This window comes from Lysinibacillus sp. OF-1, from assembly GCF_028356935.1.
Classification (GTDB): domain Bacteria; phylum Bacillota; class Bacilli; order Bacillales_A; family Planococcaceae; genus Lysinibacillus; species Lysinibacillus fusiformis_D.
Map to the genome: position 1 here is coordinate 4,256,015 of NZ_CP102798.1, position 22,550 is coordinate 4,278,564.

At 36.6% G+C, this 22,550-nt stretch carries 21 protein-coding genes; 5 read left to right on the forward strand and 16 right to left on the reverse strand.

From position 1 onward, the window contains the following. Positions 1–28: 28 nt before the first annotated feature. Both yidC and NV349_RS20850 read right to left on the reverse strand, forming a co-directional pair. Positions 29–790, reverse strand: coding sequence for a membrane protein insertase YidC (yidC, locus tag NV349_RS20845; protein WP_036119178.1), 762 nt, complete (start codon positions 788–790; stop codon positions 29–31). A 164-nt stretch (positions 791–954) separates the two neighbouring features. Beyond that, positions 955–1,749, reverse strand: a complete 795-nt coding sequence (locus NV349_RS20850; RefSeq protein ID WP_036119181.1) for a helix-turn-helix transcriptional regulator — start codon at positions 1,747–1,749, stop codon at positions 955–957. A gap of 505 nt (positions 1,750–2,254) precedes the next feature. Between NV349_RS20850 and NV349_RS20855 the strand changes: the two genes are divergently transcribed. The 3 genes from NV349_RS20855 (at position 2,255) to NV349_RS20865 (ending at position 6,040) form a co-directional block, all read left to right on the forward strand. Next, entirely contained in the window at positions 2,255–2,905 is a 651-nt protein-coding gene (locus tag NV349_RS20855; RefSeq protein ID WP_036119184.1) for a LytTR family DNA-binding domain-containing protein, read from the forward strand. 352 nt (positions 2,906–3,257) lie between these two features. Next, complete coding sequence (locus NV349_RS20860; protein ID WP_036119187.1) at positions 3,258–4,778, forward strand: succinyl-CoA:acetate CoA-transferase ScpC; 1,521 nt, start codon at positions 3,258–3,260, stop codon at positions 4,776–4,778. 119 nt (positions 4,779–4,897) lie between these two features. Beyond that, positions 4,898–6,040, forward strand: coding sequence for an MFS transporter (locus NV349_RS20865; RefSeq protein WP_036119191.1), 1,143 nt, complete (start codon positions 4,898–4,900; stop codon positions 6,038–6,040). Positions 6,041–6,057: 17 nt separating this feature from the next. On the opposite strand, the gene NV349_RS20870 is transcribed toward NV349_RS20865, so the two are convergent. From NV349_RS20870 to NV349_RS20925, 12 genes are all read right to left on the reverse strand, one after another. Then, entirely contained in the window at positions 6,058–6,366 is a 309-nt protein-coding gene (locus NV349_RS20870) for a hypothetical protein (RefSeq protein ID WP_036119194.1), read from the reverse strand. Between the two features lie 497 nt (positions 6,367–6,863). Further along, entirely contained in the window at positions 6,864–7,145 is a 282-nt protein-coding gene (locus NV349_RS20875) for a GNAT family N-acetyltransferase (protein ID WP_271911134.1), read from the reverse strand. 145 nt (positions 7,146–7,290) lie between these two features. Further along, positions 7,291–8,205, reverse strand: coding sequence for a DUF1002 domain-containing protein (locus NV349_RS20880; RefSeq protein WP_036119200.1), 915 nt, complete (start codon positions 8,203–8,205; stop codon positions 7,291–7,293). A 148-nt stretch (positions 8,206–8,353) separates the two neighbouring features. Next, a complete protein-coding gene (locus NV349_RS20885) occupies positions 8,354–9,211 on the reverse strand; it encodes a CvfB family protein (protein WP_036119203.1) in 858 nt (285 codons plus the stop codon). A 29-nt stretch (positions 9,212–9,240) separates the two neighbouring features. Then, entirely contained in the window at positions 9,241–9,660 is a 420-nt protein-coding gene (gene mntR / locus NV349_RS20890; protein ID WP_036119205.1) for a transcriptional regulator MntR, read from the reverse strand. 122 nt (positions 9,661–9,782) lie between these two features. Then, a complete protein-coding gene (locus NV349_RS20895; RefSeq protein ID WP_369802788.1) occupies positions 9,783–10,079 on the reverse strand; it encodes a late competence development ComFB family protein in 297 nt (98 codons plus the stop codon). A gap of 170 nt (positions 10,080–10,249) precedes the next feature. Beyond that, positions 10,250–12,373: a heavy metal translocating P-type ATPase gene (locus tag NV349_RS20900; protein ID WP_271911138.1), complete on the reverse strand. Its 2,124-nt coding sequence runs from the start codon at positions 12,371–12,373 to the stop codon at positions 10,250–10,252. Next, entirely contained in the window at positions 12,354–12,725 is a 372-nt protein-coding gene (locus NV349_RS20905) for an ArsR/SmtB family transcription factor (protein ID WP_036119214.1), read from the reverse strand. The genes NV349_RS20900 and NV349_RS20905 overlap by 20 nt, the downstream gene beginning before the upstream one ends. A gap of 151 nt (positions 12,726–12,876) precedes the next feature. Continuing rightward, complete coding sequence (locus NV349_RS20910) at positions 12,877–15,246, reverse strand: penicillin acylase family protein (protein ID WP_271911140.1); 2,370 nt, start codon at positions 15,244–15,246, stop codon at positions 12,877–12,879. 415 nt (positions 15,247–15,661) lie between these two features. Continuing rightward, complete coding sequence (locus NV349_RS20915; protein WP_036119219.1) at positions 15,662–16,417, reverse strand: exodeoxyribonuclease III; 756 nt, start codon at positions 16,415–16,417, stop codon at positions 15,662–15,664. Between the two features lie 52 nt (positions 16,418–16,469). After that, positions 16,470–17,384 (reverse strand): UDP-N-acetylmuramate dehydrogenase, encoded by a 915-nt coding sequence (gene murB, locus NV349_RS20920; RefSeq protein WP_271911143.1) that lies wholly within the window; start codon positions 17,382–17,384, stop codon positions 16,470–16,472. Between the two features lie 223 nt (positions 17,385–17,607). Then, the gene (locus NV349_RS20925) at positions 17,608–17,913 is read right to left on the reverse strand and encodes a winged helix-turn-helix transcriptional regulator (RefSeq protein ID WP_036119224.1); all 306 of its coding nucleotides are present in this window, start codon (positions 17,911–17,913) and stop codon (positions 17,608–17,610) included. Between the two features lie 326 nt (positions 17,914–18,239). Between NV349_RS20925 and NV349_RS20930 the strand changes: the two genes are divergently transcribed. Both NV349_RS20930 and NV349_RS20935 read left to right on the forward strand, forming a co-directional pair. Next, the gene (locus tag NV349_RS20930; protein ID WP_271911145.1) at positions 18,240–18,767 is read left to right on the forward strand and encodes a YceI family protein; all 528 of its coding nucleotides are present in this window, start codon (positions 18,240–18,242) and stop codon (positions 18,765–18,767) included. Between the two features lie 33 nt (positions 18,768–18,800). Beyond that, positions 18,801–19,175 (forward strand): DUF2500 domain-containing protein, encoded by a 375-nt coding sequence (locus NV349_RS20935; RefSeq protein WP_442916390.1) that lies wholly within the window; start codon positions 18,801–18,803, stop codon positions 19,173–19,175. 25 nt (positions 19,176–19,200) lie between these two features. Here the strand turns inward: NV349_RS20935 and NV349_RS20940 are convergent, their stop codons facing one another. Continuing rightward, the gene (locus NV349_RS20940) at positions 19,201–21,561 is read right to left on the reverse strand and encodes a bifunctional 2',3'-cyclic-nucleotide 2'-phosphodiesterase/3'-nucleotidase (protein WP_036119243.1); all 2,361 of its coding nucleotides are present in this window, start codon (positions 21,559–21,561) and stop codon (positions 19,201–19,203) included. Positions 21,562–21,865: 304 nt separating this feature from the next. Then, positions 21,866–22,492 carry an FMN-dependent NADH-azoreductase gene (locus tag NV349_RS20945; RefSeq protein ID WP_036119245.1) on the reverse strand — a complete coding sequence of 209 codons (627 nt, stop codon included), beginning with the start codon at positions 22,490–22,492 and terminating at the stop codon, positions 21,866–21,868. Between the last annotated feature and the right edge of the window lie 58 nt (positions 22,493–22,550).

Here is a 22,550-nt window from a genome sequence, read left to right on the forward strand (position 1 = left end):
CAACAGAGGCGCCTCGACATTGTTTAATTTATTTTTTTGCTTTTTCGGGATGCTCCGAATAATATTTACGCCCAATATATGTTTGAATAATCAATAATGCACCACTGACAGACCAATACAGAGGTAGAGCTGCCATAGAAGACATTGAGATAAAGACAATCATAATTGGAGAAATATAAATAAACATTTTCATTTGAGCCTTTTGTTGCTCAGGTACAGTCCATAATGATACACGCGCTTGGACTAAGTAAACAATCCCTGCAATAATGGTCATAACGATATCAGGTGACCCTAAACTAAACCATAAAAACTCATGTGATTTTACATCCGCAGAATACAAAATCGAGAAATAAAGTCCCATAATAATTGGCATTTGAATTAACATCGGTAAGCAACCCATGTTAAGTGGATTAATGCCATGCTTTTGATAGAGAGCCATCATTTCTTGTTGATATTGTGTTTGCTCTTCTTTTGTCTTAGCTTCCTTCATTTTTTTCTGAACGGCTTCCATTTCAGGCTTGAACGCATCCATTTTCGTTTTCATCAATTGCTGCTGACGATAGTTTTTTAACATAATCGGCATTAAAACTAAACGAATTAGAACCGTGATCGCAATGATTGCTAAACCATAGCTTCCTGAAAAGATATCATTCCCGAAAAACTCCAGTAAAAATTCCATAGGTTTTACAAAGATACTATAGAAAAAACCTTCTTTGTTTTGCACTGCTTGACAGCCACTAAGCACAAAAACTGCTAGACCAAGCATTGAAAAGAGTTTCAAATTTTTCATTTTTCCACCTACTATAATTTATCAACTACTGTGAAGTATACCTTATAGGCTCTACCTTTATCAAATAGCAAGTGCTACTAATTTAGACCGCAGTTGTTCGTAAAAAAGGTGCGAGCTTTAGCCATGCTAAACGTTCGCACCTTTTCACATCTTATGCTCAAAATTTAAACATTCTGTAATTCAGTCTCTGCCATTTCAAAACGATAAAATTCATGATGAAGTTCATCTCTGAAATGCTTTGGTGTAACACCTGTATATTTTTTAAAAATACGAGTGAAATAACTTTGGTTACAGAAATGGAACTGATCTGAGATAGATGTAATACTTTTATTTGTATGTCGTAAGTAGTATTGTGATTCTTCTACACGTCGAACATTTAAATACTCAACTAATGTAATACCTACATGTTCTCTGAAAATACGTGATAAGTGACTAGTACTGATATGAAAGTTATTAGCGATACTTTCTACAGTTAAATCATTCTCAAGTTCATCATTTATATACATAATTACTTTGTTGACCGTCTGATGTCGGAAAGTCGGTTGTTTGCGATCTGCAATAAAGTAAACAAAGAAATCAATTAAATCATCCGCAAATTGTAAAAACTCTGCGTCTTTCATCTGATTTTCTATCATATCGTTACAAGCAATATTAAAAGCAAAGGCTTTTTTCGAAGGTACTTGATTGTCCAGCAGTTTACGGGCAACAATTGATGATAAAACGGAAAAATAACTTCGAACAATTTTAATAACCTGCTTACCAAAACGGATTGAAAGAATATCAATTAACTCATGCAAAGACTTTTTCGCTTTGGTAGATTCTAAATGGTAAATTTCAAATATTAATTTCGACTCAATATTAAAAAATTCTTCGACACCGATATATTGATTAATATTATCGATTTCTTGGAAGTATCTTTTGGATATCGTTTCTGACATAGAATGTTGATGTAGTTGCATAATCTTCCCCATCTTTCCTCAGAGTGCACGAATTGCATGACAAAATCTGACACCAATCCCAACGAATTAAAAATAAGAAAATAGTATTTGCTTATTCAATATAAGAACTGAGTCCTATTTCACAATTTTTTATTAAAAATAACTCAAAAATAACCCAACTAAAACACCAAATCTAAAAAAAATAGACTATACAGTGGATTTTACCATATTCTGCGATTTCCTTTCAACCACATTTTACTTGCTACTCTAGTTCTAATTTATCACATACGCATAGTAGAAACCTCGTAAACTTATTCCTAACAATTAGATTTTACCATATACCTATTAAAAAAAATTAGTCATTATATAAATTTATTTACAAATTATACAAGACATCTTACACCATTTTAATGAGTCAATCGACATTTTTCTATTTTATTCCTAAATCTTCTCTATATAATTTATATGGATATGTAGTAAAATAGATGATAATACTATTTTTAAAAGTTTAGACGAGGTGTTTAAAGTGGATCCAAAACAAATAGAAGAAATAATGGAGATAATTAAGGAGTTCTTCCCTGAGAATACATCCATTGCTATCTCTGATACAAATGAATATTTGTATTACCAGCCAAGCAAAAAAGTTGATTTAAAAATTAAGCCAGGTGATCCGATTAAAGAAGGTTCAGCCGCACACAAAGCACTTAGCTATGGTCAAAAAATCAGCTCATACATCGAACCTGATGTTTTTGGTGTCGCTTACTATGGAATGAGTATTCCTTTAATGGAGGAAGGCGAAACTAAAGGAGCTATTACTGCTATCTTCCCGCAAAAACCATCAGCATTCTTAACAAATTATATTACCATCAAAATTGATGATTGCTGGTACCCAATCAAACATGATCAAGTGATTTATTTAGAAACTCAACTCCGTAAAACATTTGTTAAAACAATGACTCGTGAAGGTTATCACCGTTTGAACCTAAGTGATCTAGAGCTATTTTTAGCACCTGACTCATTTATTCGTTGTCACCGCTCTTATATCGTTAACATTGACTTCATCGATGAAATTCAACCAGATTCACACTCAACGTTTTTATTAATTATGAAAGATGGTACGCGCATTCCTGTTAGCCAACGCTATGCAAGCTACTTCCGTCGTTCTCTAGGTTTTTAATATGGACAGACAGCGAGCAATTTTATGAATTGTTCGCTGTTCTTTTTTACGTTAAAAGAGACCACTTCTCTCCCCTCCATTAACAATTTTGACACAGTTTTTAATGTGGGAATTTTCTAATTTTATACAACTCTACAATAAAACGTTTTCTCTGTCGAAAAATCATCTTAATGCTCGATTTTCCTTTTTTTACTCAATTTAATGCTAATTCTAAAGTTTTTGTGACAATTTGGTGATAGTATTATTCAAATGGTTGGAGTCATACTACAACTGAATAAACAGAAAATTCTCAAATGTTTTTTCTAGTTTTGTAATCGGTTTCCATCAAAATTATTTAGGGGAGGATTTTTTTATGGATGCAAATGTTCAAAAACGCCTAGGTTTAAAAGAACTTGAGAGTAAAATTGTTACTGCTGAAGAAGCAGCAGCACTTATTTCTAACGGTGATGTAGTTGGGATGAGCGGTTTTACTCGTGCTGGGGACGCAAAAGTTGTGCCAATGGCATTAGTTGAGCGCGCGAAAAATGAAGAATTCAAGATTGATGTATATACAGGTGCATCATTAGGACCAGAAGTAGATAAGTACTTAGCAGAAGCTGGTGCAATTCGTAAACGTGGACCATTCCAGGGGGACGCAGGTATCCGTAATTTAATTAATTCTGGAGATGTCTTATATGTAGATGCTCATCTTTCTCATAACGCTGAGCTAGTACGTCAAGGAATTATTGGGCCAATTAAATATCTAATTCTTGAAGCTGTTGCAATTACTGAAGATGGATTAATCATTCCAACAAACTCTGTAGGTAACTCACCAATTTTTGCAGAATATGCAGAAAATATTATTATCGAGTTAAACATTTCTCACCCAGAAGCTTTAATTGGTATCCACGATATTTATGTTCCAGGTGAACAAGGTAATCGTGAAGCAATTCCAATGACCAATGCTATGCAACGCATTGGTGAAATTGGTATCAAAGTTGATCCAGCTAAAATTAAAGCAATTGTTATTTCTGAAGAGCCAGATGCCCCTTCATTAATCGTTCCACCAGATGAAGAAACACAAACAATGGCTAACATTTTATTAAACTTCTTCAGTGATGAAATTAAAGCAGGTCGTCTAACAAAACAATTAATGCCTTTACAATCTGGTGTCGGTTCTGTAGCAAACGCTGTACTAGATGGTTTCGCAGATTCTGAATTCGAAGATCTCATTGTGGCATCAGAAGTACTGCAAGATGCAGTATTTAACCTGATTGATGCAGGTAAAGTTAAATTTGCTGCTGCTACTTCCATTACACTGACTGAGGAATTACAGAAGAAAGTATACGGCAATTTAGAAAAATATGCCGATAAAATTTGCTTACGTTCACAAGAAATTTCTAACCACCCAGAACTTATACGTCGTTTGGGACTAATCTCAATTAATACGGCTTTAGAGTTAGATATCTATGGTAACGTTAACTCTACACATGTATCTGGAACACGTATGATGAACGGTATCGGTGGTTCAGGAGACTTTGCACGTAACGCACGTCTTGGTATTTTTGTTACAAAATCATATGCAAAAGGTGGAGCTATTTCATCGATTGTGCCAATGGTTTCTCATGTTGACCACACTGAGCATGATGTGGATGTAATTGTAACAGAGCAAGGTATTGCTGACTTACGTGGTCTTGCACCAAAAGAGCGTGTACCTTTAATTATTGAAAACTGTGCACATCCAGATTACAAAGAACAATTATGGGATTACTACAACCGTGCAGTTGAGGCAACAGGTAACCACCAAACGCCTCATCTTTTAGAGGAAGCACTTTCTTGGCATGTAAATCTTGCTAAAAACAAAACAATGAAAAAAGAAGTTGTAAAAGCTTAATTTTTTAATTTTTGGACGTCTAATAAGTCAAAACTTATTGGGCGTCCTTTTGTATTGGAAATGTTATAATAGAACTACGAATCTAACTTACTATAATGTTCTATTTCATCGGAGGAGCTATGAAGAAATTTATCTATGTAATTATTTTCTTTTCGTTTTTCGACCTTTTTACCCAGCTTCCTGTTATGAGTACATATGCTGAATCTTTAGGAGCATCAGCATTTCTAACTGGTCTAGCAGTGGGTATGTATTCACTTTCCAATACATTTGGTAATATCATTTCAGGCTTTTTAACAGATCGTAAAGGACCTTTTATCATACTAATTGTTGGTCTTTTCACAACAGGTTTATCGTTAACACTATATAATTTAATAGAGGAGCCAATCGCACTATTAATTGTACGTTTTATCCATGGACTTGTTGCAGGCTTCATTGTTCCTGCTGCCTTCACATTTTTAGCAAATGCTACTGAGCAAGAAAAAAGAGGTAAGGGCAGTGCTATTTCTGGTGCATTTGTTGGTATTGCTGCCATTATAGGCCCTGCTTTTAGTGGTATTTTAGCAAGTCGAACAAGTGTCCCATTTGTTTTCAATATCACGGCAAGCTTTATGCTGCTATTAGGCATTCTTGCGTTCTTTCTACTGAAAGCAAACCAAGTAAAAAAAGAGAAAGCAGAACCGAATACATATATTCCGATAAGGGTCTTTTTTAAGAACACGGGAACATTAAAAGCCTTTTTAGGAGCCTTCTTCTTAATGTTTTCTCAAGGTGTCATTGCTTATCTACTTCCGCTCAAAGTCCAATCTTTAGGCTATGACTCTCGTTTAAGCGGTACTTTAATGAGCACATTTGGTATAATTGCTGTTCTTGTTTTTCTTTTACCAACGAACCGCATTTTTGATAAGGTTGATCCTCTGAAAACATTGTCTGTTGGTATAGGGTTAATGGGCATAAGTCAATTATTAATTAGTCAAGCTGATTCTAACACTTTACTTTATATAGCGATGGCTTGTTATGGCGTCGGTTTCGGTTTCCTATTCCCTTCAGTCAATTCCTTACTAATTGACTCTACAACTGCTGAAGTACGAGGAAAAGCGTATGGTTATTTTTATGCATTTTTCTCTCTTGGCGTCGTTTTAGGCTCTTCTTTATTAGGCTGGCTGTCACTTGGTACAATTAGCGGCTTTATATTTACTGGAATCGTCCTTTTGCTCTTTGCAGGAGCGATCCTTATTTCACACAAAAGACCTTCTCATGCTTAAATGAGAAGGTTTTGTTTTTATTTTTCTTTTTCTTGAATTTCTTCGTTATAGAAATGGACACCTGTATGTCCTCCACCCTCTGCTACCATTTCATTCGAAGCAATTTTAGTTGGAGATGTGCCCGCCTCTGTTGCTACCTCTGTTGAAACTCGTTCTGTAATTCTGTCATCCATATTAGGTCCAGATGTGAGATACGTTTCGAATTTAGCTTTCATACTATTAAACATCGTTAGTGCTTTATCACGATTCTCTTTTTTACTTAAGTAAGATGCTGCTAATCCCGCTAAACCTGCAAGGACAACACCTGTTCCTTTTCGTTTTGCCATGATCTATGACCTCCTAAAAATATAAAAACTAGCTCTGTAATATAGTTTTTCCCTAATCTTAGAAGAATAAACATTATTTTTTTATAACTTCTAGCATATATATAAATGTAAGACTTATACTTGCTTTTTTATCTAGTAATGATACTGCTATTCAATACAATTCGTCTCGTTTTTATTGCGGACAATCACACTCCATCTCCTACCAAAACTCAACTTGAAAACCTTCTATTTTTTCATTCAACATAATTTTGTAACTATTTATGATTATAAAAGGCAAGTAAAGGGAATTAATGAATTAATACTAAAAATAGGAGAGTGGTTAGGATGAAAGAATTCGATTTAGCTTATGATTGGATAGATATGGCTGCATTACTAGGTGGAGCTAGCTTCTTAACGGTATTAATTTATAGTGTCACTCTACTGTAAGGAGCTGCTTACATGATTTGCTCTAACAATTAAAAGGCAATCCGCTTAATCAAAAGCAGATTGCCTTATTTTTATTGTTTCACGTCATTATATGCATCTGATTTTTCAAATGCGGCTACAACATAGGAACAAACGGCCTCCATTTTATAACCCTTTTCACGTGCATACGATGCTGCTTGATCGAGTAATTGTTTGGCCACACCTTGACCACGGAGCTTATCTGATACATATGTGTGATCCATTACCATTACTGAGCCATTTTGCTGCCAAGTAATTTCTGCGAGTTTTTCCCCTTTTTGCTCATTCAAAAATGCATATTGATTTTCCGCTAGTTGCTGTAATTGGAATTCCATTTCTCACCACTCCTTTTTTTCATAGTACCATAGCTTTTTATATTTTCACAAAATTTGTGTACTCTTTGTGTTATGCAAAAAAATCTGAACACCCACTCTAGCATACTGAGTAGGTATTACAGATTTTTTTAACGACTATAAAACTTTAGTTAAACCATGAAGAAATGGTATCTTTTAGATTTGCGAAGAAACTTTTCACACTTTCCCAGAAACCTTTATCTTCCATGAGTGAGCCGAATTTTTCTTGGATTGTGTTACTAATATCATTTAACTGTTCAGACCATTTACTAAAATCAATGTCTAGCTTACTGATTTTATTCATTAAATCTACTAGCAATTGACGGTCCTTTTCACTTAAATTAATTTCAAGTTTGTTTAATTGCTCTTGTACAATTTTTTCTACTTCTTCACGTGTTGCTGGCTTCAATTCCGCAATTTGCTTTTTAATTTCTGTCAGTAATTCTGCAACCTTAGCATCATCTACCCCTGCAGATTCTGCAATAGATGTAGCCACTGATAATTCTTCGTTGGCAACATCGGTACGCTCAATATCAAGCGTTTCGCCTGTTGTAACTTCATATGCCTTGTAAATACCTACTAGCGCTGAATGTCCCGTAACAGCTTTTGGCGCAGCTACTTGTACCGTTGCATCTTGAATTCCTGCCGTAAGCATCGCATTCGCGTACATTTCAGAAGTTACCTGCGTAATATTAGATGGCGTTACAATCTCTATAACTAAACCTTTCCCCGTATCTCTACGTGTAATTTTCGCAGAAGAATACATACGAGAGCTTGAATTACTATCTTTAATGTATTTTACTAGATCCTCACCAGACACAGTAATTTCTTCGATTTCAGGTTCTTCACTTACTTTTAATGATTTTTTGACGGATTCTTTTTCAGCCTCAGATAAATTTGCTCCATATACGACGATAGGTACGCCCAATTTTTCATCAATTGCTTTTGGAGGCGTATTATCAGATGCAAACCCTGTTGCTGGTGCCATCACTCCAAATACCAACATTGTAGCTGTTAGTATTTTAATCCATGTTTTTTTCAAATCGTGTGACCCCTTTCGCTAAAACATCTATTAGCCTGTATAATGTATGCCACTATACAATTATTAGTACGAAAAAAAGACGAGAAGGTTTCAGATGTCTCTCGTCACTTTTTCTGTGGTAATGCAATTCTAGCAAGTGAATTTTCCACTAAACTTCTTCAGTCCAACCGTCTTGTTGCTTTATTTTACCAGCCTTCATGAGTGTTCCTAGTGCACGTTTAAATGCCCCTTTACTCATATTGAACATTTCTTGAACCTCTTCAGGGGATGATTTATCACCAAATGGCATTTTGCCGCCCACATCTTGTAGATAAGTCAATATTTGCTGTGCATCATTTGAAAGTCGTTCATGCTTTCTTGGTAAAAGGGAGCCATTCATCGAACCATCCTCTTTTACGTCGATAATCCGTACAACTACATCTTGCCCTAATCGAGGCTCTGCATTGCGCTCTGATTCATGAACAAAAATACGGTAAGGCGCTTCTACCCCTAGTAAAAATGTGCCAACTGGTAACAAACGATATGGACGTGCCTGAATGTTTTTATTGTGCATATCTTCTAGTGCACCTTCATATAGTTCTGTCACTTTTTCTTCCGTTGCCAAACGTCCAAATAAATCACCATTTCGATCCGTACGCAATGTCATAAATACATGGTCACCTGGTTCTGGCCACAACTCTTTTACTGCTGGTAAATCCTCTGCTCTTACTAAAACCTCACGAGATGTACCAATATCTACAAAAGCACCTTCACGTTCAACCACTTTCAAGACACGAGCCCAGCCATATTCTCCTTGAGTAAAAGCTGGAATAGCCGTTGTAGCAGCCAAATCACCACGACGATCTACAAATAAAAATACTTCAAGGCGATCACCTACTGCTAGTGGCTCTGTTACCTCTGAAGCATTTAAAGGGAGTTCTTCCACTCCATTTGTTAAAATCCATTTCGATGCTTGTTGCTCTAATACCGTTAATGTAACAACTTCACCTGATTGTAATGCGTTCATATTGTCTTCCTTTCCTTCACACCATCATTTTAAAGATTATGCTGTGTCTTAGATGCCTCTAATTTTTTCACGATGTCTGGATTCTCTTCCATTACTTGCACAAGATCTGCAATACGATCGATTGAATTCCAACTTAAATGATGTTCAATTCCCTCAACATCATCATAAATACGCTCTTCATCCACACCAATCATTCGTAAAAACTGCTCGAGCAATTCATGGCGCTGCACAAGACGCTTGCCAAGCTTTTCTCCTTTAGGCGTCAATGTCAGTCCACGGTATTTTTCATAAACTAAATAACCATCTTTATCTAATTTTTGAACCATTTTTGTAACAGAAGAAGGAAGTACAGATAATGCTTCAGCAATGTCAGACACACGCGCATATCCTTTGTTGGCGATTAATAAATATATTTGTTCGATATGGTCTTCCATACTAGGTGTTGGCATATCCTTTTCCCTCTCTTTCCTTTTCTTACTCTCTAGTTTACTACAAGCTTGGCTTAAAAGTTAACTGAAAATACATATGTCAGAAAAACACTTCTTCTCCAACTTAAAAAGAGCCTCTTCTATTAAGAAGTAGGCTCTACTTTGTGTCGAGGATACTTATTTACCACATGTAACGCATGAATAATCTCTTTGTTGATGCGCTCAATACTTTCAGGAGTATTCATTTCTTTAAATGCCTCATCTCTGGCTTCCATAGATGTAACATACTTACTTGGCAATGCATTTAGTGTAAGTGCCACCGTGTCGAATTCACAGATTTCGCATTTACAAAATGTTTGATATTCTGGTCCTCGTAGTAAAAAGCTTACTAAACCACGCACAATCTCTTCTGTAACATTTACTAAAATAGGATCTGACATATTCAAACTTTCGCCTCATTTATATTTGATTGTTACATTACTCCTGAAACTATAATAGCCTTTTAAAAATGCTTTTTCAAGAATCCCTAGTAGCATCTATTCGCATAAAATTCATAGCGTTAGTGTGAGATTAATTTCCTATCTTATTTTACAGAACTACACCTTACATACTACTTTTTTGCTCTAATTAGTCTTAAAGAATTAAATACAACTAATAGCGTAGCACCCATATCCGCAAAAATTGCTATCCATAATGTCAGCCATCCTGGAATGACAAGCAACAACGCAATTAATTTTAAAACTAGGGCAAATATAATATTCTCTTTAATGATGCGTAATGTTTTTCTGCTCAAGCCAATGGTATACGGAAGTTTGGTTAGATCGTCACCCATTAAGGCAATATCCGCCGTCTCAAGAGCTGCATCTGTTCCTGCTCCACCCATGGCAATTCCTACATTTGCAGTTGCTAATGCTGGTGCATCGTTTACCCCGTCCCCAACCATCGCTACAGCACCAAATTGTGCACGTAAATCCTTAATCGCCATTAATTTTTCCTCTGGTAATAAACCAGCGCGCACATCTGTCATCTTTAATGAAGTAGCAATAGCTTGTGCTGTGGGTTCTGCATCACCTGTTAACATCACCATATGCTTTACTTTCAAGGCATTTAATTTTTGTAATACGTCCTTACTTTCATGGCGCAATTGATCAGCAATTCCAATAAGCCCAATAAATTGGCTATTCGAAACAGCTGCTATTACTGTTTTACCCTGTTCTTGCAATTTTTTAACTTGATTTTCAATTTTTTTATCTACAGTAGTTAATGTCACTATCCATTTCATACTGCCTACATAAATAATCTGATTGTCTACTGTAGCATACGCACCCTTACCTGTTACTGATTGGAAATCTGTTGGTACTAACTCTGGTAAATTTTTATCATGCGATTTTTTTAAAATAGCTTTAGCCAAAGGATGCTGAGACTGCTTTTCTACTGCTGCCACTAGTTGTAATACATAGTCCTCTGAGCAATTATCTGTTGTCACAATATCCGTTACTGCTGGTTGTCCCTCAGTTAATGTACCTGTTTTATCAAAGGCTACAGCTTCAATATGTCCTAATTGTTCTAAATGAACACCGCCTTTAATAAGTACACCTTGCCTTGCAGCATTCCCAATTGCCGTTACAATGGCAACTGGTGTAGAGACAACAAGTGCACAAGGACATCCTACAACTAAAACAGCTAAACCTTGGTAAATCCAGTGCTGCCAGTCACCTACTAATAATGGTGGAATAACAGCTACTAGAAAAGCAATAATCATGATGGCTGGTGTGTAATATTTTGCAAAGCGATCAACAAATTGCTGAGAAGGTGCTTTTTCTGCCTGTGCTTCTTCTACCAGATGAATAATTTTGGCAATGGTTGTGTCTTCCACACGCTTTGTCACACGTACTTCGAGCGCACCCTCTTCATTAAGAGTCCCAGCAAATACTTCATCATTTACTGTTTTATTAACAGGAATCGATTCACCTGTAATGGCTGCTTGGTTGACTGCAGACAACCCGCTAATCACAATCCCATCCATCGCAATCTTTTGCCCTGGCTTGACAATTAAAATATCACCTATCTCAATGTCTTCTGTTGGTAGTTCCATCTCATGGAAGTGTTCTCCGTGAGCTCTTTTAATAATAGCTGTTGGTGGAGCTATATCCATTAACTGACGGATGGACTGACGAGCTTTATCCATTGAATACGCTTCAAGCGCCTCACTCACAGCGAATAAAAAGACGACAACAGCCGCTTCTTCCCATTCGCCAATAATAGCAGCGCCAATAATGGCAATCGTCATAAGCGTTTTCATATCAAATTCAAAGCGCGCTAGATTTCGGAAGCCTATTTTAAAAATGCCAACTCCACCCACAAGGATCGCTAATATGAACATCGCTATCGGTAGCGGATGTGATTCCTCTAGCATACTAACAAATAGATAACCTAAAATAACAAAAAGCAAAGATATACCAGCTAGAACATTCTCTTTTTTACGGTAAAAAGGGGTAGCATTGTCAAGTGTTCTTGCTGCTGATTGGGTAACCTTAATGCCATCAAAGGCACCTGCTTCTTCAATTTGATCGACACTAATAGGGCCGATTACAGTAATTTTAGAAGCGCCAAAATTAACTTGTGCATCCTGTACAGCAGGTATAGCCTTTACATTCTTCTCAAATTTCGCCGCACAGCTGGCGCAGGATAGATTTTGTAGCCTGTATTCTTGTTTAGTTGGTGTCGCTGCCATTGGCAATCCCCTCTTTCGCATGTTCATAGGCAATTGTTACAATTTGGTATATATGCTCATCTGCTAAAGAATAATACATTTGCTTTCCTATACGGTGTGATCTGGCTAAATTATTTTCTTTTAAATATCGTAAATGATGGGATGCTGTCGCTACTGATGACCCAATAATAGTTGCAACATCACAAACACATAATTCATCTTCTACTGTTAAGGCATAGGCAATTTTAAGTCTTGTTTCATCAGATAATGCTTTTAAAAATTTTGCTACACCTGACAAATCAGGCATTTGTTGTTGTACCTTCGTGACCGCTTCTTCATGTACATGCGTCACCTCACATATTTCTTTTGGCATTTTCTCACCTCATTCAAATATTCGTTTGATTGTAATCAATATAACATATTATTCCATCATATTCAAACGAATATTTGAATGTTAATGATCTATATCATTGTAATTTTTAATAAAAAAAGTTAGCGCACTTATTATGTACGCTAACCTTTTATTACTGTGCCTTTAATTGTAATGTTTTTCCTTTTATATCTTCTTGTTTCACAAACGTTTGATGATAATCACCATTCGCCCAATCAAGCACTTGATCCTGGTACCAATCAGACTTTACGTGCCCGCTCTGACCAGGACCAACAATATGATAGGCTGAGCTTAAATCCCCTACATCTACCACAAAACGCCAAGATGCACCATGATTTACATTACCAGCTAAATCATTATCTGCTGCTTGTACAGTAACCTTCGATCCCCCGATTGGAACCTTTTCAGCATTAAAGTAAGCGGCAAGAATTGGTGAGGCACTACCCAATGTATGATCAAACGTAAGCTGATGGTAATCACCCCATTGCCACTTCGCTGCATTTTTGCCGAATTGATCTTGTAATTGTGCAATAGTCAGCTCGAATGCCTTATAAACTGTCTCATCCACACCACCCTGCTCCTCAATCCAAATGCTTTTCTCTCCTGCATATGCTGTACGTAAGAGTTGGTCTGTAATATTAAACTTCCCATACATGATGTCATACATATCTTCAGGCATTTGATCCTTAAACAACACTTCCTGTAACTTAATCATAAGTGTATGGAAGACAAGGGGGGCACCTGATTCCTTTGCATCTACCATATCCCAATCCTCTAACATAGCAATAATCTCTGTGTACTGACCATCCTGCTCTTTCGCTTTTATAGATGTTAATAAATCGGGTAGAAACTCTCTTGCATAAAGATTATGCTGATCCATTTGCAAATCCATCATATCTTCTACTGTAATTTCATCATTTGCCTCTAGCACTTCTTTAATTCTCTCGAAACGATAAGGCTGCGCCCAGAAATCCGTGATGTGATAAGGATAGTCCTCTCCAATGACTTGGTTATTCGCCGTTGCAATAAAGCCTTCCTTTGGATTCACTACAGTCGGTAGTTTATCCCAAGGAATAAAATCTTCCCAGCCATAGTCACTAGAATCACCTGGCACTGGTAATTGTCCATCACCTTGCTTACGAATAGGTATTTGACCATTAGCTTTATAGGCGATTGTGCCATCCTTTGAGGCAAAAACAAAGTTTTGAGCTGGTGCCTTAAAATCTTCTAATGCTTTTTCAAAGTCCTCCCAAGATTTTGCCTTATTAAACCCAAGCACCGCTCTCAATTCCGCTGTAGGTTGAAGCGCTGTCCATTGCATCGAAAATTGTGCTGTGGGCTCAGTATCCTTAAAAGCTAAATCTGTCATAATAGGGCCGTGACGCGTGACAACGACGTCAAAATCTACCGTTTCACCATCCTTCACCTTGATTGGCTCATCACGTACCTCCGCTTGCTCCCACTGACCATCATAGCGGAATTGTGTTGGGTCATCCGGATTTGGTATTTCAATATATAGATCCTGTACATCTGGCCCCACATTCGTAACACCCCAGGCAATTTCATCATTATGACCTAAAATAATACCTGGAATTCCTGCAAAAATAACACCACTGACATTTTGTTGTGGGGATTGTAGGTGCATTTGATACCAAATAGAAGGTGTACTTAACCCTAAATGTGGGTCATCTGCTAAAATCGGTTTTCCAGATTTCGTTTTATCCCCAGAAACAACCCAGTTATTACTACCATTAAATTCATTTGGTAATAAATCTGCACTAAACTGCCCTGCCACTGCTACAGGAGTTTGGATATTGGCCTCGATAATGGACGAAGCATTTTCAGGATATTTAATAAATAATTCCTTCGCCTTTGCTTCATCAAAGTTTTGTAATGCCCAGTGACGGAAGGCTAATGTATTCCAATTTCCGCCCAAATCATAAGCCATATATTTACCTATCGTTAAGGAATCAACAACCGTCCATTCCTCAGGTTCATAGCCTAACAAAGCAAATTCATAGCTTAAGGTATTGTTTTCCTTCGCCTGTGCAATAAAAGCATTTACCCCTTCAGCATACCATTCTAGTACTTGCTTACTTTCTTCATCATAAGCTGCTAATGATTTCTCCGCCGCATCACGTAAACTGAACGTACGGAAGTGCTTGTCCGTATTAACGGTTGCTTCCCCAATGATTTCAGATAATCGACCACTTGCCTGTCTTCGTGCTAAATCCATTTGAAACAGTCGATCTTGCGCTTGGACATAACCTTGTGCACGATACAGATCGGCATCTGTTTCAGCCAAAATATGCGGAACCCCTTTATCATCCCTTGTAACCGTCACATCCTGATCCAGAATACTAACAACTAGCTCACCATCAACTACTGGCTTGGATTTATTCATAAACCATGTAAATCCAATAAAAGTCACAACAGCCAAAGCAGCTAATACCCCAGCAAAAACAATGAGCCACTTTTTCCACCTAAACTTTCTCTTTCCCACTGCATAACCCCCTCTTTGCACTATATTCACGTTTTACCTTCCCAAACCCGTTTTAACGAGCGAATTTTTTAGCGAATTTCCGTATGTTATGTATAAAAAATCTTCTTTAAATACAAAATTTTATATCAATTCGCTATTAAAATAGTATAAACAATAAGAATTTTGTAGGCTACTGAACCGTTTTGGAAAATCATATTTTCCTATAGAAGAAGATATGACTTTATGTGAGAAGGTTATCTTGTGTTGGTTTCATGTATTTGGCTTACGGTCTCCTATTTTATGAGCGCTTCGATGCTATCCTTTAGTGGTTCCCTCAACGCTTTGCTTTCACTTTTGAGCGAAGCAACCCCTATTAATTTTCTAGAACAACCATAAAAAAATCGTATTTTCTCCATGAAAATACGATTTTTTAGCACTAGACATGTAATTGTAATTCAATTGGGCAGTGATCGCTGCCCATAATGTGTGGGTGGATTGTTGCAATATCAATTTGATTCTTTAATAGATCAGAAACAACAAAGTAATCAATACGCCAACCAATATTGCGTTCACGTACTTTATTCATATAAGACCACCATGTGTAATGGTCAGTTTCATCAGGATGCTTATAGCGAAAAGAATCTACAAAACCACTTGCTAATAACTCTGAGAATTTCGCTCGCTCTTCATATGTAAATCCTGAATTTCCTATATTAGACTTTGCATTTTTTAAATCAATTTCAGTGTGTGCAACATTTAGGTCACCACAATAGACTACGGGCTTCTTACTATTCAGTTTTTGTAGATAGCTTGCTAAACGGTCCTCCCAATCTAAGCGGAGAGGTAATCTGGCTAAATCGCGCTGTGCATTCGGAGTATAGACATTCACTAAATAGAAGTTTTCATATTCTAATGTAATAATTCTACCTTCATCCTGAGTGTCTTCCTCCCCCACTCCATACTTAACAGACAACGGGGTATGCTTAGTGAATATAGCGGTTCCTGAATACCCTTTCTTCTGTGCATAATTCCAATACTGCTCATATCCTTCAAGAGCAAGCTCTACTTGTCCAGCCTGACATTTTGTTTCTTGGATACAAAAGAAATCTGCTTCCATTTGATGAAAGAATTCTAAAAAGCCTTTACCTAAGCATGCTCGTATTCCATTAACATTCCATGATATAAATTTCATTTCATCCTCACTCCTAAAAAAACGCCCTTCGACTTAAACGAAGGGCGTGATATTATAGATCGTCACCAACAATTTTAACTTCTGTCTCTAATTCAACACCAAATTTTTCCTTCACGACGCGTTGGACCATTCGGATTGTTTCAATATAGTCAGTAGCAGTGGCATTACCTTTATTGACAATAAAACCTGCATGCTTGGTAGAGACTTCTGCATCACCTACACCTTGGCCTTGCAAGCCACTATCTTGAATAAGTTTACCTGCAAAATGACCTGGTGGGCGTTTGAAGACACTTCCAGCAGATGGGTATTCTAAAGGCTGCTTTGATTCACGTTGGAACGTTAAATCAGCAATCTTCGCATCAATTTCTTCTTGCACCCCTACCGCCAATTGAAATTCAGAGGATAACACATAATAGCCTTTTTTGGCAATTATGCTTTGTCGATAGCCGAGCTCAAGCTCTTCTTTGGATAATATTAAAATGTTTCCTTCTCTCGTTAACACCTTAGATGAAACAATAATATCCTTAATCTCACCGCCATAAGCACCTGCATTCATAGCCATTGCTCCGCCAATTGATCCAGGAATACCACAAGCAAATTCGAAACCAGTTAAAGAGGCTTGCGCTGATAGCTTCGATACATCTTTGATTAGTGCACCACTTTGTGCGTAAACATGCTCACCATTAATACGAATCTCATCCAGACTTGAGAATGTTACAACGATTCCTCTATGACCGCCATCACGAACAACCATATTTGAGCCGTTGCCTAACATTAATAAAGGAATATTATTTATATATGCATAGCGAATAACTGATGCTGCCTCTTCTTCTGTTTCAGGAAGAACAAAAACATCTGCTTTGCCACCTAATTTTGTCATTGTATACTGCTGTAAAGATTCATCTAACTTAATATTGGCAGGATTAATATTTTTTGCTAAATCCTTCGCCCATTGTTCTTTTGTCATGAGAGCTAATTCCTTTCTAACGTCCTTCTTACTCTACACCAGTATGGATTTAGAACCCCAATTTGACAAGTAAAATGAAGGGTATTTTTATCTCATATTATATGACAGGTAAGACCTGTGCAGAGATGATGAATATTATAAAGAAAATTGACAGTCATTCCAAGTGTCATTTTTGGCACAATATTAAAACCAGTTTATTTACTAGTAGAACAATCTGTTCATGTTAGAGCCAACTACTTGCCCATGTTTCTATATTGCGGATAGCGCCTTCTAATGCTCGACCTTTATCTGTTAAAGAATACTCTACGCGTACAGGAACTTCGGAATATACTTTGCGTTCAACAAGCCCTTCTTTCTCAAGTTCCTTTAAGCGTTCTGATAATAAGCGCCCACTGACAGGTAAGGCAGACTCGATTTCATTAAAACGCTGTGGTCCATCTAGTAATTGATATAATATTAACCCCGTCCATCGTTTTCCGATTAAATCCATTGCTTTTGCTAAACGAGGACATAAAGTTGTCTCATTCATAATTTTTCACCTCTATGTAACTATTGTAACGATTAATGTAGTAAATGTAAATTTGAAGTAACTTATTTACATAAAATAATCAATTAACTTTTTTATATTAAATTACTAAAAGTAACTTTAATCTCATTTTTTTCAATTTATAGAGGGAATTTTTTAGATCACCTGCTAACAATAAAATGCCCATCTTTATAAGAATATGACTAAGATGCTCACAGATTACACTTTTATAAAAGTGTCTACATTTCCACATTTATGAAAAACTCATTGAATAAGCAAATTATTTACTTTATCATTCGTTGTAGAATGCTGTTTTAGGGGGTTTTCAAATGAAAAAATACACTATTGATTTCAGTCATTCAACAATTGGCTTTTCTGTGCGACATATGATGATTTCCCGTATTCACGGAACATTCGAAGCGTACAATGCTGAGATAGTTGCAGCAGATATTGAACAAATGCAGAAGGCAAACATTTCATTTACTATTGCCGTGGCTAGTGTCTCTACCAAAAATCATGATCGTGATGTCCATCTCGTTTCTCCCGATTTTTTTGATGCAGACGTCTATCCAAAAATCATATTTACTTCTACATACATTGATCAACTTCATGAAAGAAAATTTGCAATTCATGGGGATTTAACTATCAAAAACATAACAAGGCCCATTGTATTTACAACAGTATATACAGGAAAAGGTGTCAATCCATGGGCACAAGAAGTATTTGGCTTTCAAGCAAAGGCACAAATCGATCGTCGCGATTTTAATCTAGTCTATAATACGTTTCTAGAAACAGGCGGCGTTTTAATCAGTGATGAAATAGATATTGTTGTTGATCTAGAGTTAAATCTTCTATAAGAATCACCTCAGCACCAAAGGAAAGGAGGAATTTTGCTGCTCTGGTTTGACGATCAATTTTTATTTGGTTCCGTTTTTATAACAATTATCTTTTTCATTGTTTTCGGCAGCATTGCCTTCATAGTTGTGAAAGGCATTATCAGCTGGTCTAAAAACAACAGTTCTCCCATTTTAACGGTACCCGCTAAGGTTGTGACAAAACGTACAAATATACGTGGAGGCTCTAATAATACTGGAGCATCTACGTCCTATTATGTAACGTTTGAAGAACTAAACGGAGAGCGTCATGAACTAAAAATGAATGGGCACGACTATGGACTGCTAGTAGACGGGGATTTCGGCATTTTAACTTATCAGGGCACACGGTACCATTCATTTAACAGACGTAAAAAGGAGAGTAGCGATTAAATCGTACTCTCCTTTTCATAAACCATTATTTAATTAAATATTTAGCGAATCCAGCTTCTGTTTCTGCTAAATATTCGATGCTACTACCTGCAGGAATGAACTTTTGTGCATCTTTTGCAGATAGGTAAATAACCTTTGTATTAGCTGGGAACGGCACAAATGACCAGTTATTATCCGCAGCAGGGTTAATTGTTTTATTCGCCATAATATAATCAACTACAGCTTGGCGATTTTCATACGCATAGTTAGTAATATTAGAGCCATCAGCATTTTTAAATGTTGCCCCATATGATCCACCAACACGATAATTGTTTGTAATAATGATGAATTCTTGTTTTAGATCGATTGGCTTACCATTATATTGTACATTTTTAATACGGTTTGCCTTCTCATCAACAAGGCTACCACGGCGATCATATTTTGCTGGTGATGATACATCAATTTGATACGTTAAGCCATCCAACACGTCAAAATTATAAGAACGTGCTTCTGAATCGATAATATTTTGCTCTTCTGTTTTATTCGAATCAATTGTTGCAAAAATACCCGCAGCCATTTCTAACCATTCAATTGCTTGAGCACCTGTCACTTTAATAGTAGCAACAGTATTATCATAATGATAGATGTCCGCCATATTTTTAATGGCAAGTGGTCCCACAGGAATGTTTGTGTAATCTAGTGGGTTATTTCGAGAGCCTGCTTTGAAAGGTGCTCCAGCAGAAAGAAGAGGTGTCTTTTCATCAGCAGTACCTTTTAACTCCTGTTCAATAAACCATTTTTGTGCTTGTGTTACGATTTGAATAGAAGGATCATCTTGTACCATTGAGAAATAGCTATGGATTGGTGCAGTTGTTTCTCCAACAGGCTGACGGATATATGTTAATGTACCTTCATGTGCTTCTTTAATAGCCTTTAGCACTGTTGCAGATGGTTTTAAGCCTTCTTGCTTAATTGATTGCAATGAACCTTTACCGTCTACCACTACCCACTCTGATCCTTGTTGTTCCAATTTTAAATCAATGACACCAAGGTGACTACCATAGCTACCCGCCATAACAGTCGGTACACCGTGAATCGTACCCTTTTCTTGATCTACATCTTTCAAGTCCTTATAGTCACCAGGGAATGTTAAATGAGAATGCCCTGTAATTAAAGCATCGATGCCTTCAATTTCTGCTAGTTGGTAACCAACATTTTCAGCACCCTTCACATAAGTGTCCCCACCAATACCTGAATGCGAAAGAACAACAATTACATCTGCACCAGCTTTCTGCATGTCTGGTACTACCTCTTTTACTGCTTCAACAGGCTCCTGCATTTCCACTTTACCTGCTAAATGAATGGCATCCCATTCAACAATCTTTGTTGGAACGATTCCCGTTACACCAACTTTTAGTGTATGCTTTTTACCTGAGCTATCGACCACTTCTTTATCAAGAATGACATACGGTGTATACATACGCTTTTTCGTTTTTGCATCGTAAGTATTAGCATTTACGACTGGATATTTAGCATCGTTTAATACTTCATCTAAAAAGTCTAGGCCATAGTTGAATTCATGGTTTCCTAAAGTTCCACCATCATATTTTAATGCATTAAGTGCTGCGATAGCTGGATGCACTTCCCCTGGCTTTAATACACTTTCTAACGCTTTATAAGAGCCAAGTGGTGTACCTTGAATTAAATCCCCATTATCGAATAACAATGTATTTGGATTTTTAGCGCGCGCTTGTTCAATTAATGTAGCCGTATTAGCTAAACCAACCTCCGTTGAGGGAGCATCTAAATAGTAATTATAATTAGCTAAATTTGTATGGATATCTGTTGTCCCTAAAATCTGAAGGTCTACTGATGCTCCAGCTGAAGGTGCTTTATATTCTGCTACAAAGCGCTCCACAATACTTTCCATTTGCTCCTTCGTCACATAATCACGAGGGCGAATGGTATTATCCTCAAATGCTTGCAAAATGTTTGCAGCAACTGCGTTAGCTAAATCTTGTTTATATGCCTCTGCAATTTGGTCTGCATCTTTAAATTGCTCTAAAATAGAAAGGGAAGCGTTTTCACTAACTAGTCCACGAGCAGATATAACAAATGCTTGTTGACGTGTTAGTTTATCGTTTGGTCCAAATGTAGTTGCTGTTTTACCTTTAATAAGTTTTAATTCCACAGCCTTTTCTACATAAGGTGCTAAATCCTTAGAGACATCGGTAAAGGCAAGAGAAGAACCATCACCTATCTCTACATCTAAGCTCTTTACTAGTTCTTTTACATAATCTGCACGTGTTACATCATTGGAAGCAGCATCTGCAGAAAATCCAAATGGTATAAACGCGAATAGAACGAGTAACATTGCCAAGAAATTAGTTATTAATTTCTTATTCATACAACAACCTCCTTAATAATCTAGTATTTTCCTACAAATCCTATTATATTAAACTAATTCTATTTTTTACTGAATAAATAGTCCTGATTATATGTATTTTTAAAAGAATGGTTAATTACTTTTCTCCAAAATCATAGATTACTATCATTTTAATTCTTGCGTCGCAAACAGGATGTTAGTAAATGTAAATTCTAAATAATTAATTAATATCAATATATCCGACCTCCATACCACACCATACATCTGTTCACAAAATAAAAAAAATCCTCCCGAATTTGAGAGGACTTTTATTAAAAAATATTTTTTATGCATTCACAGTTTGAAGTGATTGAGCTACTTTTTTCACTTCTTCTAGGCCATTTGCAATAATTTCTTGTGCTTTATCAGGTGAAGCATTGTGACCTTCAATAATAACTTCTTCGATAATTTCCATACCGAATACGCCACCTGCTACATTTTTAATGTAATTTACTGACATTTCCATTGGTTGTGCTTCTGGTGATGAGTAGTAGCCACCACGAGCATTTAAAATGATTGCTTTTTTGTCAGTCATTAAGCTAATTAATTGACCATTTTCACCATACTTGAATGTAAATCCAGCTTGGTATACATAGTCGATAAATGTTTGTAAAGGTGCTGGAATTGTTAGGTTCCAAAGTGGGAATGCAAATACAACGATATCAGCTGCAGTTAATGCGTCCATTGCTTTTTGTTTTGCAGCTAAAAGACGTGATTCGATGTCTGTTAGCTCACCGCCATTTTGAACTTTACCAAATGCATTGAAAAGGTCTTGTCCAAAATAAGGCATATCTTCAGCAAATACGTCAAAAGTTGTAACGTTGAGGCCTTGTACATTCTCCATGAATGTATCATACATTTTTGTTGAAATACCGTCTGGACGGTTGTTAGCTTTTACTACTAAAACGTTCATTATATAAATTCTCCCTTAAACATCATAATCTAATATCTCGAATTCAAGATATATATTA

Coding starts and splice junctions, on each gene's coding strand:
- yidC (WP_036119178.1), bottom strand. CDS start 790: ATGAAAAATTTGAAACTCTTTTCAATGCTTGGTCTAGCAGTTTTTGTG.
- NV349_RS20850 (WP_036119181.1), bottom strand. CDS start 1,749: ATGCAACTACATCAACATTCTATGTCAGAAACGATATCCAAAAGATAC.
- NV349_RS20860 (WP_036119187.1), top strand. CDS start 3,258: ATGGATGCAAATGTTCAAAAACGCCTAGGTTTAAAAGAACTTGAGAGT.
- NV349_RS20865 (WP_036119191.1), top strand. CDS start 4,898: ATGAAGAAATTTATCTATGTAATTATTTTCTTTTCGTTTTTCGACCTT.
- NV349_RS20870 (WP_036119194.1), bottom strand. CDS start 6,366: ATGGCAAAACGAAAAGGAACAGGTGTTGTCCTTGCAGGTTTAGCGGGA.
- NV349_RS20875 (WP_271911134.1), bottom strand. CDS start 7,145: ATGGAATTCCAATTACAGCAACTAGCGGAAAATCAATATGCATTTTTG.
- NV349_RS20885 (WP_036119203.1), bottom strand. CDS start 9,211: ATGAACGCATTACAATCAGGTGAAGTTGTTACATTAACGGTATTAGAG.
- mntR (WP_036119205.1), bottom strand. CDS start 9,660: ATGCCAACACCTAGTATGGAAGACCATATCGAACAAATATATTTATTA.
- NV349_RS20895 (WP_369802788.1), bottom strand. CDS start 10,079: ATGTCAGATCCTATTTTAGTAAATGTTACAGAAGAGATTGTGCGTGGT.
- NV349_RS20900 (WP_271911138.1), bottom strand. CDS start 12,373: ATGGCAGCGACACCAACTAAACAAGAATACAGGCTACAAAATCTATCC.
- NV349_RS20905 (WP_036119214.1), bottom strand. CDS start 12,725: ATGCCAAAAGAAATATGTGAGGTGACGCATGTACATGAAGAAGCGGTC.
- NV349_RS20915 (WP_036119219.1), bottom strand. CDS start 16,417: ATGAAATTTATATCATGGAATGTTAATGGAATACGAGCATGCTTAGGT.
- murB (WP_271911143.1), bottom strand. CDS start 17,384: ATGACAAAAGAACAATGGGCGAAGGATTTAGCAAAAAATATTAATCCT.
- NV349_RS20925 (WP_036119224.1), bottom strand. CDS start 17,913: ATGAATGAGACAACTTTATGTCCTCGTTTAGCAAAAGCAATGGATTTA.
- NV349_RS20930 (WP_271911145.1), top strand. CDS start 18,240: ATGAAAAAATACACTATTGATTTCAGTCATTCAACAATTGGCTTTTCT.
- NV349_RS20940 (WP_036119243.1), bottom strand. CDS start 21,561: ATGAATAAGAAATTAATAACTAATTTCTTGGCAATGTTACTCGTTCTA.
- NV349_RS20945 (WP_036119245.1), bottom strand. CDS start 22,492: ATGAACGTTTTAGTAGTAAAAGCTAACAACCGTCCAGACGGTATTTCA.